Source organism: Roseibium hamelinense, from assembly GCF_007830545.1.
GTDB lineage: Bacteria > Pseudomonadota > Alphaproteobacteria > Rhizobiales > Stappiaceae > Roseibium > Roseibium hamelinense.
In genome coordinates, this window is record NZ_VLLF01000001.1 from 1,029,150 (window position 1) to 1,045,625 (window position 16,476).

General features: G+C 57.7%; 16 protein-coding genes. 10 read left to right on the plus strand and 6 right to left on the minus strand.

What is annotated here, in order from left to right; genetic code table 11:
• The first annotated feature begins 98 nt into the window (after positions 1-98).
• The 3 genes from JM93_RS04775 (at position 99) to JM93_RS04785 (ending at position 2,719) form a co-directional block, all read left to right on the plus strand.
• The gene (locus JM93_RS04775) at positions 99-1,295 is read left to right on the plus strand and encodes an NAD(P)/FAD-dependent oxidoreductase (RefSeq protein ID WP_145340903.1); all 1,197 of its coding nucleotides are present in this window, start codon (positions 99-101) and stop codon (positions 1,293-1,295) included.
• Positions 1,296-1,433: 138 nt separating this feature from the next.
• Positions 1,434-1,928 carry a hypothetical protein gene (locus JM93_RS04780; protein ID WP_145340905.1) on the plus strand — a complete coding sequence of 165 codons (495 nt, stop codon included), beginning with the start codon at positions 1,434-1,436 and terminating at the stop codon, positions 1,926-1,928.
• A gap of 95 nt (positions 1,929-2,023) precedes the next feature.
• On the plus strand, positions 2,024-2,719 hold the full coding sequence (locus JM93_RS04785; RefSeq protein WP_145340907.1) for a hypothetical protein: 696 nt from the start codon (positions 2,024-2,026) through the stop codon (positions 2,717-2,719).
• A 47-nt stretch (positions 2,720-2,766) separates the two neighbouring features.
• On the opposite strand, the gene JM93_RS21675 is transcribed toward JM93_RS04785, so the two are convergent.
• Positions 2,767-2,940 carry a hypothetical protein gene (locus JM93_RS21675; RefSeq protein ID WP_155197470.1) on the minus strand — a complete coding sequence of 58 codons (174 nt, stop codon included), beginning with the start codon at positions 2,938-2,940 and terminating at the stop codon, positions 2,767-2,769.
• 176 nt (positions 2,941-3,116) lie between these two features.
• Between JM93_RS21675 and JM93_RS04790 the strand changes: the two genes are divergently transcribed.
• Positions 3,117-3,578: a YbaK/EbsC family protein gene (locus tag JM93_RS04790; RefSeq protein WP_145340908.1), complete on the plus strand. Its 462-nt coding sequence runs from the start codon at positions 3,117-3,119 to the stop codon at positions 3,576-3,578.
• Between the two features lie 3 nt (positions 3,579-3,581).
• On the opposite strand, the gene JM93_RS04795 is transcribed toward JM93_RS04790, so the two are convergent.
• Positions 3,582-4,592 (minus strand): NAD-dependent epimerase/dehydratase family protein, encoded by a 1,011-nt coding sequence (locus JM93_RS04795; RefSeq protein WP_145340910.1) that lies wholly within the window; start codon positions 4,590-4,592, stop codon positions 3,582-3,584.
• 184 nt (positions 4,593-4,776) lie between these two features.
• Here JM93_RS04795 and galE point away from each other — a divergent pair, with 184 nt between their 5' ends.
• On the plus strand, positions 4,777-5,766 hold the full coding sequence (gene galE / locus JM93_RS04800; protein ID WP_145340912.1) for a UDP-glucose 4-epimerase GalE: 990 nt from the start codon (positions 4,777-4,779) through the stop codon (positions 5,764-5,766).
• A gap of 78 nt (positions 5,767-5,844) precedes the next feature.
• Positions 5,845-7,236, plus strand: coding sequence for a mannose-1-phosphate guanylyltransferase/mannose-6-phosphate isomerase (locus JM93_RS04805; RefSeq protein ID WP_145340914.1), 1,392 nt, complete (start codon positions 5,845-5,847; stop codon positions 7,234-7,236).
• 20 nt (positions 7,237-7,256) lie between these two features.
• Here JM93_RS04805 and JM93_RS04810 read toward each other — a convergent pair whose 3' ends face one another.
• The 4 genes from JM93_RS04810 to cysQ all read right to left on the minus strand — a co-directional run bounded on the left by JM93_RS04810 (position 7,257) and on the right by cysQ (position 12,441).
• Entirely contained in the window at positions 7,257-8,249 is a 993-nt protein-coding gene (locus tag JM93_RS04810) for an NAD-dependent epimerase/dehydratase family protein (RefSeq protein WP_145340916.1), read from the minus strand.
• 359 nt (positions 8,250-8,608) lie between these two features.
• Entirely contained in the window at positions 8,609-10,570 is a 1,962-nt protein-coding gene (cysN, locus tag JM93_RS04815) for a sulfate adenylyltransferase subunit CysN (protein WP_145340918.1), read from the minus strand.
• Between the two features lie 3 nt (positions 10,571-10,573).
• Positions 10,574-11,488, minus strand: coding sequence for a sulfate adenylyltransferase subunit CysD (gene cysD / locus JM93_RS04820; RefSeq protein ID WP_145340919.1), 915 nt, complete (start codon positions 11,486-11,488; stop codon positions 10,574-10,576).
• Between the two features lie 59 nt (positions 11,489-11,547).
• Complete coding sequence (gene cysQ / locus JM93_RS04825; protein WP_145340921.1) at positions 11,548-12,441, minus strand: 3'(2'),5'-bisphosphate nucleotidase CysQ; 894 nt, start codon at positions 12,439-12,441, stop codon at positions 11,548-11,550.
• A 265-nt stretch (positions 12,442-12,706) separates the two neighbouring features.
• Between cysQ and JM93_RS04830 the strand changes: the two genes are divergently transcribed.
• From JM93_RS04830 to JM93_RS04845, 4 genes are all read left to right on the plus strand, one after another.
• Positions 12,707-14,077 carry an aminotransferase-like domain-containing protein gene (locus JM93_RS04830; RefSeq protein WP_208994929.1) on the plus strand — a complete coding sequence of 457 codons (1,371 nt, stop codon included), beginning with the start codon at positions 12,707-12,709 and terminating at the stop codon, positions 14,075-14,077.
• A 144-nt stretch (positions 14,078-14,221) separates the two neighbouring features.
• Complete coding sequence (locus JM93_RS04835) at positions 14,222-14,644, plus strand: DUF983 domain-containing protein (RefSeq protein WP_145340923.1); 423 nt, start codon at positions 14,222-14,224, stop codon at positions 14,642-14,644.
• Positions 14,645-14,872: 228 nt separating this feature from the next.
• Positions 14,873-15,361: a PilZ domain-containing protein gene (locus tag JM93_RS04840; protein WP_145340925.1), complete on the plus strand. Its 489-nt coding sequence runs from the start codon at positions 14,873-14,875 to the stop codon at positions 15,359-15,361.
• 456 nt (positions 15,362-15,817) lie between these two features.
• Positions 15,818-16,476: LamG domain-containing protein (locus tag JM93_RS04845; protein WP_145340927.1), on the plus strand; the 659-nt coding region annotated here is incomplete at its 3' end.

Consider the following 16,476-nt stretch of genomic DNA (forward strand, 5'->3'; position numbering starts at 1 on the left):
CGTTTGCCAACTGGCAAGCATCCCCAAAATCCCGGGCTTTCCAGCAAGGGGCACGGCTGCTAGGTCACTCTGCAACCTTTTTCGTTCGGGAGACACACTTGCCCTTATCATCCAACGGCCAGAGTTTTGACATCGCCATCGCGGGCGGTGGCATATTCGGTTTGTCGATTGCATATGCCGCAATCAGACTGGGATTGAAAGTGGCGGTTTTTGAGGCCGACAAGGTCGGCGCGGGAGCGAGTGGCGGTCTTTTGGGCGCCTTGATGCCGCATATGCCGGCCCGATGGAACCCGAAGAAAGAGTTTCAGTTCCGGGCTCTGAAGAGCCTGGAGGAGCACACCCACGCGCTCGAACTGGAAACCGGCATGCATACCGGCTACCGCCGATGCGGTCGGATCCTTCCGCTGACGACAAAGGACAAGCTGGAACACCACCTGGAGCGGGCCGAGGAAAGCAAGCTCCGCTGGAACACCGATAGGACCGGGTTTTCCTATCAAGTTGAGCAGCCGGGTGAGCGCGGTGATTGGCTCTCGCCGGATGCGGCCCCGTTCGGACTTGTCTATGAAACGCTGGCAGCCCGGGTCTCACCACGCGCCTACATCGCCACGCTGGCCGCCTATATCCGGCAGCATGGCGTTCTGGTTGAAGGCGCAGCGGTTCACGGGTTTGAAGAAAGCACAGGCCGGGTATTCCTGACCGGCGGCCACCCGGACGTTCATGCAGCTCATGTGGTCTATGCCAGCGGCCACGCCTCGTTTCGAGCCATCGAAAGCTTGACCGGAGAAGCGGTCGGCCGCGGTGAAAAAGGCCAGGCTGTGCTTCTGGAGGGCGAGGGTCTGGAGCATTTGCCGGCGATTTACTGTGACGGTCTTTACGTTGTGCCCCATGAAAACGGCACCGTTGCCGTCGGCAGTACGGCCGACAAAGTGTTCGAGCACAGTGAACCCCTGCCGGAACGCACGGAAGAACTGGTGCGCCGGGCGGCGGCCTTTTGTCCCAAACTCAATGGCCGCGCCATTTTAAGCGAATGGGCAGGCATCCGGCCGCGCTGCAACAAGCGTGATCCTCTGGTCGGCAAACTTCCAGGCTATGCCCGCACTTATGTGGCAACCGGCGGATACAAGATCTCGTTCGGAGTCGCTCATGCCGTCGCCGATGCACTCTTGGGCGAGATTTACGCCCGCTCGACGGAAGCGGTGCTGCCGGACACGTTCCGGCCCGAGCACCACTTCGGCGACAACGCCTTGAGGAACGATACCTACCAGCCGGCTGTCGCTTCAGTTCACAAGATCTGACAGTGCCGCCAGCGCTTCCCGAAACAAATTTGGCGTAAAGGCGTCACATCCATTCATCCGGCGCGTCTCAAAAGGCGAATGCATCCGGCTCTTGTCTGCCGGGCTGCGATCTTGCCCTTTTGAACAGGACGCGCGGACATGTCCGAACCAGAGCCAACTGAAAAAAAACTGACTGCCGGCAGTGCGACAAAACCCCAGAAAGGCGCCGGCAAGATCGCGTCTGTTTCGGAAGGGACCGCAGCCTCCTCAAGCGACCCCTTGAGGAGCCTGAAAAACGGCGCTTTTCAGCACAAGGGCAAACCCGACCGGCCAACAGGTTTTCCTCAATTCAAAACCGCGCGGCACTCCACCACCGGAACCGCAAGTTTGCCCAGCGGACAAAAAGCACAGCCTGCGCCAGGACAACAGCACCGGCAGGTATTCACCGGAAAGATGCCGGAGTTTTCGGAAAGCTCCGGCAAAGAAGGGCCGTTCGCGCCGCGACCGGGCACCCAAGGTGGTTCCCCCCATAAGGCTGGTTCTGACAGCTTCACGTCGCAGGGCGAGCATCTCCCAGAGCAAATAACGATCGACATGCGTCAACTGCGCCGCGTGATCCAACTCCTGGTGCTGCTGAGCGGCGGCGGAAAATAGCCCCTCACCCGAACTTGCAAACACCGCAGGCAGCCCAAGGGCCGGCAGCGCCGTGTTTGCTGCCACACACAATCATTTCAGGAAGGACAGCCGAAATGCCTACAAGCTACATGATCGGTTACAATCTTAGTGTTCTGTCAAATCTGTCTGGCTTTGTTTCCAGGCCCCTGCAGCATAATGACTGGACCGATGCCGAGAACTACATTCTGCCAGGTTCGGGCATCTATCTGATCAACAACACGAACACTTCGAACTTTTACGTCGGCATCGCCCAGGATTTCAACGATCGGTTCGATACACGTCACGAATCGGCCGTGCACCTCGGTCTGGGAAGTGACCAAATGCAATTGATCCAGACATTCTTTGGAGACGTGCAGGCGTGGAACTTCAACACTGACGACGATTCACGCAACGCGCTGCCGGTGACGCTGGCACGCAACAACTACAGCGCAGCTCTTGGAGGAACACCTGTGAACCTGGAGCGGCTGCTGATCCAGGCCTTTCTCGACATGGGGTTTGACGGCTTCACCTATAACACCAATACCAAACTGGCCCGGTCAAAATACGTCAACAATACAGGGCAGCCCATTGTTCTGTTTGTCCGGTCGGTGCGCCCGCCAGACAATTTCACAACAAATCAGCAGTACTCCGGCCCGAATGCCATCCCTTTGTCACTCAACAGACATTGGAACTTCTGGGCCGCAAGTTTGGCAAACGGCGCTGACACCTTTCAACAGGAGAACTTCAACCAAGATCAGATGAATATGTTGTCTGGTTGGCTCGACCAATAAAGCGGATCTGCCTGGGAGCGTCTGGAGCCGATGAAAGGGCCCCTCTCCTAGACCGGGCCCACGGAATGGGCGGCAAACGTGACCATTAAAAACAGCACATAGAGTGATACGGCAATCGCGCCCCAGAAAAGCAGGTTTTTAACGATCACGAACAGCACGGCTGGAACCTTGCTACCATGGTTTACCGGCTTGGACATTCCGCCAGTCGCCTTCACAAGCATATCACGCTTTCCCGAGTTTTCGCGCGGTTTCAATGTGTTAATAAAGTCACAACTCTTCCTAACAAAGGCTTAACAAATTTCCTAAAAAATGTGGGTAATCTGTACCGTTGCGTACGGCCCGAAACTGTGGCACCCAGGGAGTGATCCAACCGCGTCAGTTTCACAGGACACCGACCATGAGCCTCGCCAGCGTAAAGGCCCATCTGGCGGACGCCGCGCCAGACCTGACGGTGATCGAGACGGAGGATAGCAGCGCGACCGTAGAGCTTGCCGCTGAGGCGCATGGCGTTGCGCCCGCGCAGATTGCAAAGACCTTGTCGTTTCGGTTGAAAGACGATGTGTTTCTGATCGTCACCCGCGGCGATGCACGCCTTGACAACAAGAAGGCTAAGGCCGAGTTCGGCGGCAAGGTGAAGATGCTTCGGCTCGATGAAGTTGAGGACCTGACCGGTCACCCGGTCGGTGGCGTCTGCCCTTTCGGATTGGCAACGCCGCTTAAGGTCTATTGCGACGTCTCTTTGAAAGACTTCGACGAAGTCATTCCGGCAGCAGGCGCAACCAACGCAGCAGTGCGCATTTCACCGGGACGCATGGCGGAAATCACGCAAGCTACCTGGGTTGATGTCTGCCAGGACTAGGCACTAGACACCGTAGTAGCTCCGGTACCAATCGACAAAGGCTTTGACCCCGTCCTGGACGTTTGTTTTTGGACGGTACCCCGTCAGTTTTGCCAGGAGATCGGCATTCGCCCATGTCGCGGGAACATCACCTTGCTGCATGGGCATGAGATTCTTGATGGCGGTGCGGCCGGTCGCCTCTTCCACCGCGGAGATGAAATCGGTCAGCTCGACAGAGTCGGAATTGCCGATATTGACGATCCGCCATGGCGCAACCGGAGACAGGCTGTCGCCCTCCTCCACTTGGCCATCCTCCGGGCGTACGGGCACAGCGTCCATAAGCAACCGGATACCTTCAACCAGATCCTCGATATAGGTGAAGTCCCGCTTCATCTGACCATGGTTGTAAACGTCGATCGGATCGCCGTTTAAAATGGCCTTGGTGAACTTGAACAAGGCCATGTCCGGGCGCCCCCATGGGCCGTAGACAGTGAAAAACCGGAACATGGTGATCGGCAGATCGAACAAGTGCGCATAGGAATGCGCCATTGATTCAGTTGCCTTTTTGGTCGCCGCATAGAATGACAGCTGGTGATCGGCCTTGTCCGTCTCCGAGTATGGCATCTCGGTGTTTGCGCCATAGGCTGAGGAAGTGGACGCCAGGAGCATATGCTTTGGCGGGAATGCACGCGCCGCCTCCAGAAGTTCAAACGTGCCCTGGATATTGCTTTCCAGATAGGACCGCGGCGACTCGATCGAGTACCGCACTCCGGCCTGTGCCGCCAGATGGATGACGAAGTCTGGCCTTTCTTCCTCGAACAGGCCGCGCAGCACGTCCGGCCCCTCCAATCGAAGATTGACGGCCTGAAAGTGCTGGTTTTGCAACAGCATTTGCTGCCTTCGCTGTTTCAGCGCGACGTCGTAGTAGTCCGTCAGCGCATCAAGCCCGATCACCCGGAACCCATCCGCCAGCAGCCGTCTGCACAGGTAAAACCCGATAAACCCGGCGGATCCGGTAACAAGCACAGTTTGCATGGGTGGTCCGTGTTCCGTGATGCGAAGGACACGCGAGTGTCTAGCCCATCGGAGCCGGAAACGCCAAGCACAATTGGAGCTATCCGGTTTTCAATACTCATGAAACTGGACTTCAGCCGACCGGCATGCGACGAAGCAGTCTCAAAAATGCAACCGGCAGGTCGGCCAAACAGCGTTTCATGTCATGCAAGTTCTAATAACAGGCGGCGCCGGATATATAGGCAGCCACACGGTCTGGACTTTCCAGGATGCGGGCGAAACACCGGTCGTACTAGACAACCTGACGACCGGGTTTGATTGGAGCCTGCCTGAGGATGTGCCGCTGTACCGGGGCGAGGTCAGCGACAAGGACCTTGTTGGGCAGATCATCCGCGAACACCAAATCGACGCGGTCATCCATTTTGCCGGATCGATCATCGTCTCGGAATCGGTGGCCAATCCGCTCAAGTATTATCGCAACAACACGGTTGCCTCCCAGGCGCTTCTGGAAGCCTGTGTCGAAAACGGCGTGGGGCGTTTTGTGTTCTCCTCAACTGCAGCTGTCTACGGGATCCCGGACACAAACCCTGTTCCCGAAGAGGCGCCGCTTCGGCCTTTTACACCCTACGGCACGTCGAAGCTGATGACCGAACGCATGCTGGCCGATACATCAGCCGCCCACGGGCTCGCTTACACCGCATTGCGGTACTTCAATGTGTCTGGTGCCGATCCGAAGGGGCGGACAGGCCAGTCAACACTGGGGGCGACCAACCTCATCAAGGTGGCATGCGAAACCGCTCAGGGCAAACGCAACGCCATGACCGTTTTCGGCACCGACTATGACACACCGGACGGATCGGGTGTGCGCGATTATATCCATGTGTCAGATCTTGCCGCAGCTCACAAGCTGGCACTGGACCGGCTGCGCGCCGGTGGAGAAAGTTGCATTTTGAATTGCGGATATGGCCGGGGCTTTTCAGTTCTGGAAGTCGTCGAGACCGTCAAGCAGATCTCGAATGTTGATTTTCCAGTCGAGATCGGCCCGCGCAGACAGGGAGATGCAGCGCATGTCATTTCGGATAATTCGGCAATATTGCAAACACTTGCGTGGAAACCGCAATATGCAGACCTTGGCCGGATCGTGTCCGATGCTCTTGCCTGGGAACAGAAACTGAAACACCGCAACCGGATTTAGGCACGGGATTTGCGGGCACACCGCACAAGCGACCCTGTGTTTCCGATTTTGCGAAAAAGCCAAAGAGTAGATTGAACCATGATCTTCCCATGCATCCTGTCCGGCGGCGTCGGCACGCGTTTGTGGCCATTGTCCCGTCAGGACCGCCCGAAACAATTCCTGCCGCTCTTCAATGGCCGCAGCCTGTTCCAGATGACGGTCGACCGCGTTCAGGGCGATGCATTTGCCCGGCCGATTGTCATTGGCAATCAAAACCACCGTTTTCTGCTCGGCGAGCAGCTACAGGAAATGGGTGTCGAGGCGGACACAATTTTGCTCGAACCGATCGGCCGCAACACTGCTGCACCCGCTGCAATGGCCGCAATGATCGCAGAGGAACGGGATCCGGAGGCCCTGGTGCTTCTTCTTCCCTCAGATCACATGATCAAACAGGTGGATGTGTTCCAGGACGCGATCCGGGCAGCCGAAACGGCCGCCAATGAAGGCCAGATCGTCACATTCGGCATCAACCCGAGCGAACCGAATACGGGTTACGGCTACATCCGGCTCGCCCCTTCGCAAACACAGGTGCGGCCGGTCGAGGCATTTGTCGAGAAACCAAACCGTGAAACCGCCGAAACCTTCCTCGCTGAAGGCAATTATGTCTGGAATGCCGGCATCTTCCTTTATTCCGCTAAGGCAATGCTGGCCGCCTTCGAGCTGCACCAGCCGCAAATGATGACGCAGCTTCGCGCGGCGCTCGCAACACGCAGCCAGGACCTCGACTTCACCCGGATCGACGAGGACATGTTTGCAAAGGTCGAAGACGTCTCTATCGACTATGCAATCATGGAGAAAGCGGAGAACATCGCATGCGTGCCGATGGCCCCGCAATGGGATGATCTCGGCTCATGGTCCGCGATCTGGTCCGTTCTGGACAAAGACGAGCGCGGCAATTCCGGACTGGGCGACAGCCGCTTTCTGAACAGTGAAAACTGCCTTGCCTACGCGGGCGATGGGCTGGTGTCTGTGATCGGACTTTCAGACGTCCTGGTGATTTCAACCCGCGACAGCGTGCTTGTGGCTCACAAGGACCACGCTCAGGATGTGAAAAAGATCGTCGAGGCGCTGAACAAGGAAGGCCGGACGGAAACCCAGTTCCATCCGCGCTCCTACAAGCCCTGGGGGTATACCGAGCGGATCAATGCCGGTGACCGGTTTGCCGTCCAGTCGATGATGATCAAGCCGGGGATGAAATTGAGCCTGCAAAGCCATCTTCACCGGGCCGAACACTGGGTCGTGGTCTCTGGCACTTTGGAAATCACCATCAATGACGAGGTCCGGCTTTTGACGGAAAACCAATCGGCCTATGTGCCGCTTGGCGCCAGGCACACGCTTCACAACCCCGGGCGGATTCCGGTGCGCATGATCGAGGTGCAGTCAGGAACCTATCTCGCCGACGACGACATCATCCGGTACGAAGACCAGTGATTTGCGCCGCAGACAGGCTGCTACACAAACCCGCCGGCGTCCGGACGGCGGGTCTCGCTCTCACGAAGCCAATCAGTGAGCGAAGCTTCCAAGTCGTATGAATAGTCAAAGCCCAAATCCACGAGGGTTTGCGGCACAACATTGGTCGACCGGTTCAGTTTCATAATCCGGGCGCGGTTGATCGAGGTTTTAAGGCCCAGCTTCGCCATTACCTCAAATCCGAATGCCGCCAGCAGCATGGGCCAGAGCGGCAAAACCGCTTTCGGCATACCGTAACCGGCAACCTTGTCAAAGGCGGCACAGATCTGCTCGGACGTCGTGCGGTCCGGATATGCAAAATTGTAGGTCAGCTGTTTTTCGGGCCGGTTGAGTGCAAAGGCTATTGAGCGCACCAGATCTTTCACATAACCGCACGACTTGATGGTGTCCTTGCGTCCGGGGTAGACAAACCTGCCTTTTTTCAAAAGACCGGCGAGCCGGGTGAAATTGCCCCGTTCCTCATATCCGTAAATCACCGCCGGGCGGACAATGACCAGCTTCCGGGTCTCGGGGTGTTCAGCAGCCCAAGCCCGGTGGATTTCTTCCGCAGCGTATTTCGATTTGCCATAGGCGCTGTCAGGCGCCAGCGGGCTGGCCTCGTCAAGCGGCGCCTCAGTTGGTCCGTATATGGAAATCGAGCTCGCAAACACGATGGTCTGGCATCCCATGCGCGTTGCAAACGCGACCGTATGGGTCGCCGCCATAACATTGGTCCAGTAGTACTCCCAATCGTCATGACCCGGCGTCGTGTGAACCGCTGCGAGATTGTATATTTCAGTAACGCCCGGACACATGTCGTCGTGCAAAGGCTTGGTCGCGTCCATGGTTTTGTAGTCGACACCCTTGACGGAAAAGCGCGGCGGGCGTATGTCGGCACACACCAGTGCGTCATATTCACCGGATGCCGCAAGCCTCTCCAGCAGGTGTGAGCCGATAAAACCCGCGCCTCCGATTATCAGTGCCTTTTTCGTCATAGTCAGAGCGCCCACTGCCGCACCAGATGGTCTTTATAGCTTTGTGATCGTCGCACAAAACCCTTGTTGTTTCATGAAGTGGTCCATATGCCTCTTGGCAGCTTCCCGGAAAATGAGACATGCGTCCAAAGTACACTCTTAATGCGGTATGTTGACTGGCCAGAAACAAGTTTCTTCAACGACGTTCCGCAAGATGGTCTTTACACATGCACGGACATCATCGCTTTCGTCGATTACCCCATCACACGTCTCGCCAAAAGGGCCCGACATGAGCAACTTAGTTGTTTGAACGAAGAACGCTTAGAAACGCTAAAAAGGCCCCGCATGGGGCCTTTTTGTCTAGAAAGGGCAGAAGTCGCCTAAATGCCGTCACCGTGCATACCGTAGTTGGCGGCATTCAGAAAACCACGCGCCCGGAGGAACTCGACCACCTCGTCGGCGACGTCTTCGGGTTTTCTGCCGACGTTTTTGAGGCGCAGTTCGGGGTTTTCGGGTGCTTCATAGGGACTGTCGATGCCGGTAAAGTTCTTGATCTCGCCGCGCTCAGCCTTGGCATAGAGCCCCTTCGGGTCGCGCTGCTTGCACTCTTCGATCGGCGTGTCGACGAAGATCTCGATGAACTCGCTCGCACCCATCAGATCCCGCGCCATCTGCCGTTCGGAGCGGAACGGCGAGATGAACGAAACCAGCGTGATCAGCCCCGCATCGGCAAACAGTTTTGATACCTCGCCGACCCGCCGGATGTTTTCCACCCGGTCGGCATCGGTGAAGCCCAGGTCCCGGTTGAGACCGTGGCGGACATTGTCGCCGTCGAGCACATAGGTGTGCCGGCCTTCCGCATGGAGTTTTTTCTCCACCAGCGAAGCGATGGTTGATTTACCCGATCCCGACAGACCGGTGAACCAAACAACGGCCGGTTTTTGCCCCAGTGCCTGCCCGCGGGCCGCCTTGTCGATCTCAAGCGCCTGCCAGTGAATGTTGGTTGCCCGGCGCAGTGCAAACCAGACAAGCCCCGCGCCCACCGTCTGGTTGGTCATCCGGTCGATCAGAATGAACGAGCCGGTGTGCCGGTTGGCTTCATAAGGGTCGAAGGCGACCGGTGCGCTGAGCGACAGATTGCAGAATGCGATCTCATTAAGGTCCAGCGTCTTTCCGGCCACGTGCTCAAACGTGTTGACGTTGATCTTGTGCTTGATCTCGGTGACGGTGGCATTAACTGTCTTGGGGCCGATCTTAAGCAGATACGACCGGCCGGGAAGCAGAGCATCTTCCGACATCCAAATAAGATGCGCCGCCATCTGATCGGCCACATCCGGCCGGCCCTCAGGCGCGCTGAGAAGATCCCCCCGGGAAATGTCTATCTCGTCTTCCAGCGTCAGCGTGACCGCCTCGCCGGACCGGGCCACGTTCACGTCACCTTCCGGAGCGATGATCCTCGCGACCTTGGAAGTCTTGGCCGGACCAGCCACGACGATCTCGTCGCCGACCGATACACGCCCCCCTGCGATTGTGCCGGAATAGCCGCGGAAATCGAGATTTGGCCGGTTGACCCACTGCACCGGAAAGCGGAACGGGGCCTCCAGTTCGTGTTCACCGATTTCGACCGTTTCCAGGTGCTCCAAAAGGGTCGAGCCGCCATACCAGGGCATATTGGGGCTGCGGCCGGTGACATTATCGCCGAAGCGGGCAGACATCGGGATCGCTTGAAGGGATTCGAAATCGAACCCGTTGGCAAACACCTCAAAGTCCTTTCGGATCTGCTCAAACCGTTCTTCGCTGTAGTCGACCAGGTCGATCTTGTTGACGGCCAGCACAACATGGCGGATCCCAAGCAGCGAGGCGATGAACGCGTGCCGCCGTGTCTGCACCATCAAACCGTGGCGTGCATCAACGAGCAACACGGCAAGATCCGCGGTCGATGCCCCCGTGGCCATGTTGCGCGTGTATTGCTCGTGCCCCGGCGTGTCAGCGACAATGAACTTGCGTTTGTCGGTGGCAAAAAAGCGGTAGGCAACATCAATGGTGATACCTTGCTCGCGTTCGGCCTCAAGCCCGTCCACAAGAAGCGCGAGATCAATCTCCTCGCCGACCGTGCCGTGCCGACGGGAGTCCTTTTCCAGCGCCGCCAGCTGGTCTTCAAAAATCAGCTTGGTGTCGAACAGCAGGCGGCCGATGAGTGTCGACTTGCCGTCATCCACGGACCCGCAGGTCAAAAACCGCAGCTGATCCTTGCTTTCCTGCGCCAGCACATAGTCGGTCACAGCCTGTTCGGCCTCGGTCTGGGGCGTGTCTTCCGGCTGGAGGGGTTCTGCATATGACATGGCTTAAAAATATCCCTCACGCTTCTTCTTTTCCATGGAGGCGCTTTCGTCCTTGTCGATCAAGCGTCCCTGACGTTCCGAGGTGCGGGCGATCAGCATCTCGCGGACAATGCCCGGCAGAGTGTCGGCATCAGACTCAATCGCTCCGGTCAGCGGATAACAGCCGAGGGTCCGGAAGCGGATCATCTTTTCTTTGACGACTTCACCCGGCTTCAGCTTCAACCGGTCATCATCCTGCATGATCAACATGCCGTCGCGTTCCACCACCGGGCGTTTTGCAGCCAGGTAAAGCGGCACCATCGGGATCTTTTCCGTCAAAATGTATTGCCAGATGTCCAGCTCGGTCCAGTTTGACAGCGGGAACGCGCGAATGCTCTCGCCCTGTGCCACGCGTGCATTATAAAGGTTCCACAATTCCGGCCGCTGGTTTTTCGGGTCCCAGGAATGGGAGGCATTGCGGAACGAAAACACCCGCTCTTTGGCCCGGCTTTTTTCTTCGTCCCGGCGTGCGCCACCGAAGGCCGCGTCGAACCCATATTTGTCGAGCGCCTGTTTCAGGGCCTCGGTTTTCATGATGTGTGTGTGCACAGACGAGCCGTGGTCGATCGGATTGATCCCTTTCGCCACGCCCTCCTGATTGGTGTGAACGATCAGGTCGAGGCCATATTGCTTCGCGATGTTGTCGCGGAAAGTGATCATTTCCCGGAACTTCCAGGTCGTGTCCACGTGCAGCAGCGGAAACGGCGGTTTGGACGGATAAAATGCCTTCATCGCCAAGTGCAGCATGACACCGCTGTCCTTGCCAATGGAATACAGCATCACCGGATTGCGGAATTCGGCCGCAACTTCGCGGATGATGTGAATGCTTTCCGCTTCGAGGCGCTTCAGATTTGAAAGCCGCTCTTCGGGAAGGGTCATCGGAACCTCTTGTCAGTGGTTAAGGGCCCTAGTAGGGGCAAATTTCAGCGCTTCACGCCCTATTCGGCGGCAGCGCCGTCAACTGGTGTCAGCCGGGATTTCATAGTGCGGTCGCCAAGCGCCAGAAAGTTGGCGTTGCGCAGGTCGTCCTTCTCGGGATGTTGCGGAACATGATAGGCAAATGGTGTCAGGTCCTTTGCCAGAAGCGTTTCGCCTCCGGCTGCCCGCAACACAGCATCCCCTGCGGCAATGTCCCACTGCATGGTCGGTGCAAGGCGCGGGTAGAAGTCGGCTCTGCCCTCGGCCAGCCAGCACAGTTTCAAAGACGAGCCGACGGACACCCGCTCGAACACATCCAGTTGATTGATCAAGGCTTCGGTTTCCGCCGAACAGTGCGAGCGGCTTGCCAAAACAGTGAGCCCGGATGCCGGTGCTTTGCGCACAGAGATCGGCTGCGGGTCGCTCGCGCAATCGTCGGTTATGAGCGCCTTCCAAGCACCCGACGCACCAGATCCGCCGAGATCAGAGGGCAGCACACCTCCCCAATAGACCGCATTGAGCGCGGGGGCCGCCACAACGCCGAAAACCGGAACGCCCTCGACAATTAGCGCAATATTGACCGTGAATTCGCCGTTCCGGCTGATGAATTCCTTTGTGCCATCCAGCGGGTCCACGAGGAAAAAACGCTGGCCGCATTCAGGAAGATCCCCTGCCTCGCAAGCCTCTTCAGCCACCACCGAAATGTGGGGGAACCGGGACTTCAAGCCAGCAAGGATCACACGCTCCGCCCGCGCATCCGCTTCCGTTACCGGAGATCCGTCGGCCTTGCCCGCAGCGCTGAAATCCTTGCAGTAGACCGACAAGATCTCACGCGAGGCGTCAAGCGCAAGCGAGACCAACCCGGCAACCGCCGGATTTGTTTCTGAGGAAGGAGGCGGCACTGTTGCCGTCATCGAAGTTACCTTTCGCTCTCGCATGTATCAATCTTGCATACCGCTATAGTTTCATCGGATAGCCGCCTGCAAGGAATGGCATTCTACGAACATTGCCTTCGTTAAAACACAGGATCTTTTCGCAGGCACAGCCAAACCAATCCGATCGAAACGCCATTCCGGCCCGACAAACGCTGGAGACTTGCGCGGCGCAGTATATCCATGCAATTATCCATATAATTTAACAGCACTGCAGTTTGTTGCACCACTTCTCGGAGACGACACATTGAACAGCTGGACACCGGCTCTCGACCCGAAGGAAAAACCGATCTATCTGGCCATCGTCTCGGCAATCGAGAGCGACCTGGGATCTGGCCGCCTCCGGCCGGGTGCGCAGCTCCCCCCGCAACGCAAACTGGCCGACATTCTTGACGTGGACTTTACCACAGTCAGCCGCGCCTATGCCGAGGGCCGCCGACGCGGGCTTCTAGAAGCGGTCGTCGGCAGAGGAACTTTTGTCAAAGGAGCAAACAGGCCTGCCGGCACTGCATCCCCGCGAGACATGAGCATGAACCAGCCTCCGGTCCCGACGGATCCGCAGCTCGGCACACGCATCGCCGAGTCCTTCCAGATGGTTGCGTCGAGCCAAAATCTTGAGGACCTGATGCGCTATCAAATACCCGGCGGATCCGACGAAGATCGCGAAGCAGGTGCCGCCTGGCTCTCTGCACGCCTGCCGGACGTCGAAACTGACAAGCTGATGCTTTTTCCCGGCACGCAAAGCGCCCTGTCCTCCATCATCGGAACCCTTGTCCCGGCAGGACAAACGCTTGCCGCGGAAGCACTGTGCTATCCAGGTGTCAAGGCGATTGCTGCGCAAACCGGCTTCAAGATATCAGGAATTGAAATGGACTGTGACGGCGTTCTGCCGGAGGCTTTTGCACGGATTTGTACTCAGCAAAAGCCGGCGGCCCTTTATCTGAACCCGACGCTCCACAACCCAACAACGGCCACACTGGCACTCGGCCGCCGGCTGGCACTGATCGAGATTGCCCGCAAGTATGATGTGCCGATTGTGGAAGATGATGCCTATGGCTGTCTCTGCGGCCAGGGCCTACCGCCGTTGGCCGCCCTTGCGCCGGACATCACCTATCATGTGTCGGGGCTCTCGAAGGGGGTGTCGCCGGCCCTGCGTGTTGCTTATGCCATCGCGCCGGACCGCCGCGCATTGAACCGGCTTGTTTTCGCCGCTAGATCGGGCGGCGGCATGATGCCTCCACTGTCATCTGCCCTCGCAACACATTGGATTTCAACCGGTCTGGCCGCTGATATCAATGCGAGCATAAGGCATGAGACCCGGGCCCGGGCCGAAATTGCAAGTGCTTGTCTTGAGCCGGCCCTGCTTCAAAGCACGCCGGATGCGTTTCATGCGTATCTGCATTTGCCGCAAGGCTGGACACGCGGCGAATTCGTCGCCCGTCTGCATGGCACCGGCATTCATCCGGTTCCCAGCGATGCCTTTGCTCTGACGCAGCCGCCGGAAACCGTGCGCCTCAGCCTTGGCACACCAGCCACGAGAGATGACCTGGCCCGCGGCCTGACCCGCATTGGCGACCTGCTTTCAGCCTCGCCTGCCATGGGTGCCATGATTGTTTAATCATGCCACCGGGACAGAATGACGCAATCATACATTCAATTTTTTATTGATTGCATTCAATATTACCTGCATTCTCACCTCAACACAGCACGGGAACTGCATCCGCACGGTGGATCAGGCCCCCAAAGTTGGCAGGCGCATGGCATGACCGAAACCCGTTACCCGAAGATCCCGCCGTATAAGACCGGCCCGTTTGGCAAGTGCCCACGGTGCGGCCAAGGCCATATGTTCAAGGGTTTCCTGACCATTCGGGACAAATGCGACGTCTGCGATCTGGACTACTCTTTCGCAGATCCTGCCGATGGCCCGGCCTTCTTTGTGATCTGCTTTGGCTGCGTGCCCAGCGTTGCCCTCGCGATCTGGATCGAAATTGCCTACACCGCACCGTATTGGGTGCACTTGTTCACCAGCCTGCCCTTCTTGTTGCTGACCTGCATTCCCCCGCTCCGCCCGCTGAAAGGATGGCTGGTCGCAAGTGAGTTTTTCTACAAGGCCGGCGAAGGCCGCCTGGCCAACCCGCAATCTCCTGCTGGAGAGCCCGGGCGGCCGGTGAAAGAGACAGGATAAAGCAGCCCCAAACTCCGGCTTTATCCTTAAGAGAGCCAGGGCCAGCCACCGGCCCTGGCTTTTTTTTTGCAATCGGGACCTGCAGGGGCGGGACACGCCCAATTATTTTTCCAGTTTTTACCTCCTTCCTTGTAAAAAACACGGATATACCGGGCCTTGCCCATTCAGAGACTGTCAATAGCTATGGTATAGTGTAGTCAGGCTGATCCAGCGCTAGGGGGATATCCAATGCAGGATGCAGACGCTCAAAACCCGCTTCACACAGACGAAGAAGCTGATACACAGCTTCCGCGGCAACACCGTGCGCGTGTGCTGAAGAAGGCAAAGGTTCTCTTCAAGGACGGGTTACGGAGCGTGCCGTGTGTTGTACGCAACATCTCGGAAGGTGGAGCGCAGATTCATTTCGAGCAACCCTATCTGATCCCAACGCAATTCGAGCTTCGCATTGAGCTTGAGGGCTTTGAGGTAACGTGCGAGCGGCGCTGGGAAGACGGCCTGGTCTGCGGCGTGCAGTTCGTGTCCGAAAAGCGCCATATTGCAACGGAACGCAAGCAAGTGCTGCAGACATCCGAGCAGGCCCTGCCAACACGCGCGGTCGCGGCGGATGTCGACGATCTGGCAGCGAAAACCTCCACGGCCGGTGAGAACCGCGCCATTCCGGCCAGCATTTCTCCGGTACGTCATGCGCGCCAACGCGGTTTCGGCAAGCGCCGCTGAGCACACGCCTTCCGGTTGGAAGGCTGCGGACGCATAGACGGCGTTCTCGCATTAAAAACGCTGAGCCCAAGACAAGGGCGCGGTTGTTATTGTGAAATTTTCATGACCGAGGTTTTCCGGCCCACAACCCTAGCCTGTAATCATCCTTGCGCGGACCTTGCCCGCATGACAGGAATGCGGTGTATTTTGCCGCGACATCAAATAATCCAATTAATACAAAAGGTCACAAGACGAGAATAATTGAGATTTTTAATAAATATCGAGCTTCTGGAGTGCACCAAGATATATTTAAATTTTCGCTTTGTTTTGGTCTAATTCTCCCTTTTTTTTCGACATTATTTCGTAATTTCATTCATCTCCAAGCAACAAGAAAACAAACACTATCGCGTCGGCGGGCACCTCGCGGGGGATTGATTGCACACATGTGCGCTTTGTTGCTGACTGGAGGAATGGGCAGTGCAAACAATTTCAGGATTAGCACCGGTTTATACACTCGCGGGCGATCACGGCCTTTCAGGAGAGAAAGGCGATTACATTCAAACGGAGCACAGCGCGGCTCTCGCTTTGGCTGCGGGCACGATTGCCCTGACCTTCACCGCCGACACCGTGGAGGGCCGCCAGGGGCTGTTTTCAAAGGACGGACGCGGTTATGACGAGGGCGGGCACCTGACCGCCTGGATCAAGAATGGCGAGCTGCTCATCCGCCAGCAGTCGGACGACAAAAGCGAGCATCTCAAGGTCAAGGACATCGACCTGAAGGCCGGCACCACCTATCACCTGGCCGTCTCCTTCGGGCAGGACGGCCTGCAGGTCTACCTCAACGGCCAGCTCGTGGCGGCTGAACCCGAGTTCAAGCAGGGCCTTGAGCTCAACGACCGCGCCTTCGTCGTCGGCGCCTCCGGCTCCCACCGCTCCGAGGACGGCCAAAACGCCAGGAACACCTTCGAGGGCACGATTTCAGACGTCATGGTGTTCGACAGCCAGCTGTCCACGGACGGCATGGCCGGTCTTGCCGGCGCCGCCGACCCAGCCTTTGGCGCGGCCGCAGCCGCCGCGGCCGTCCAGGCCGATCTCATGCCCGCCTTCCAGCAGCTCCACCACGGCTCCGACGAGAT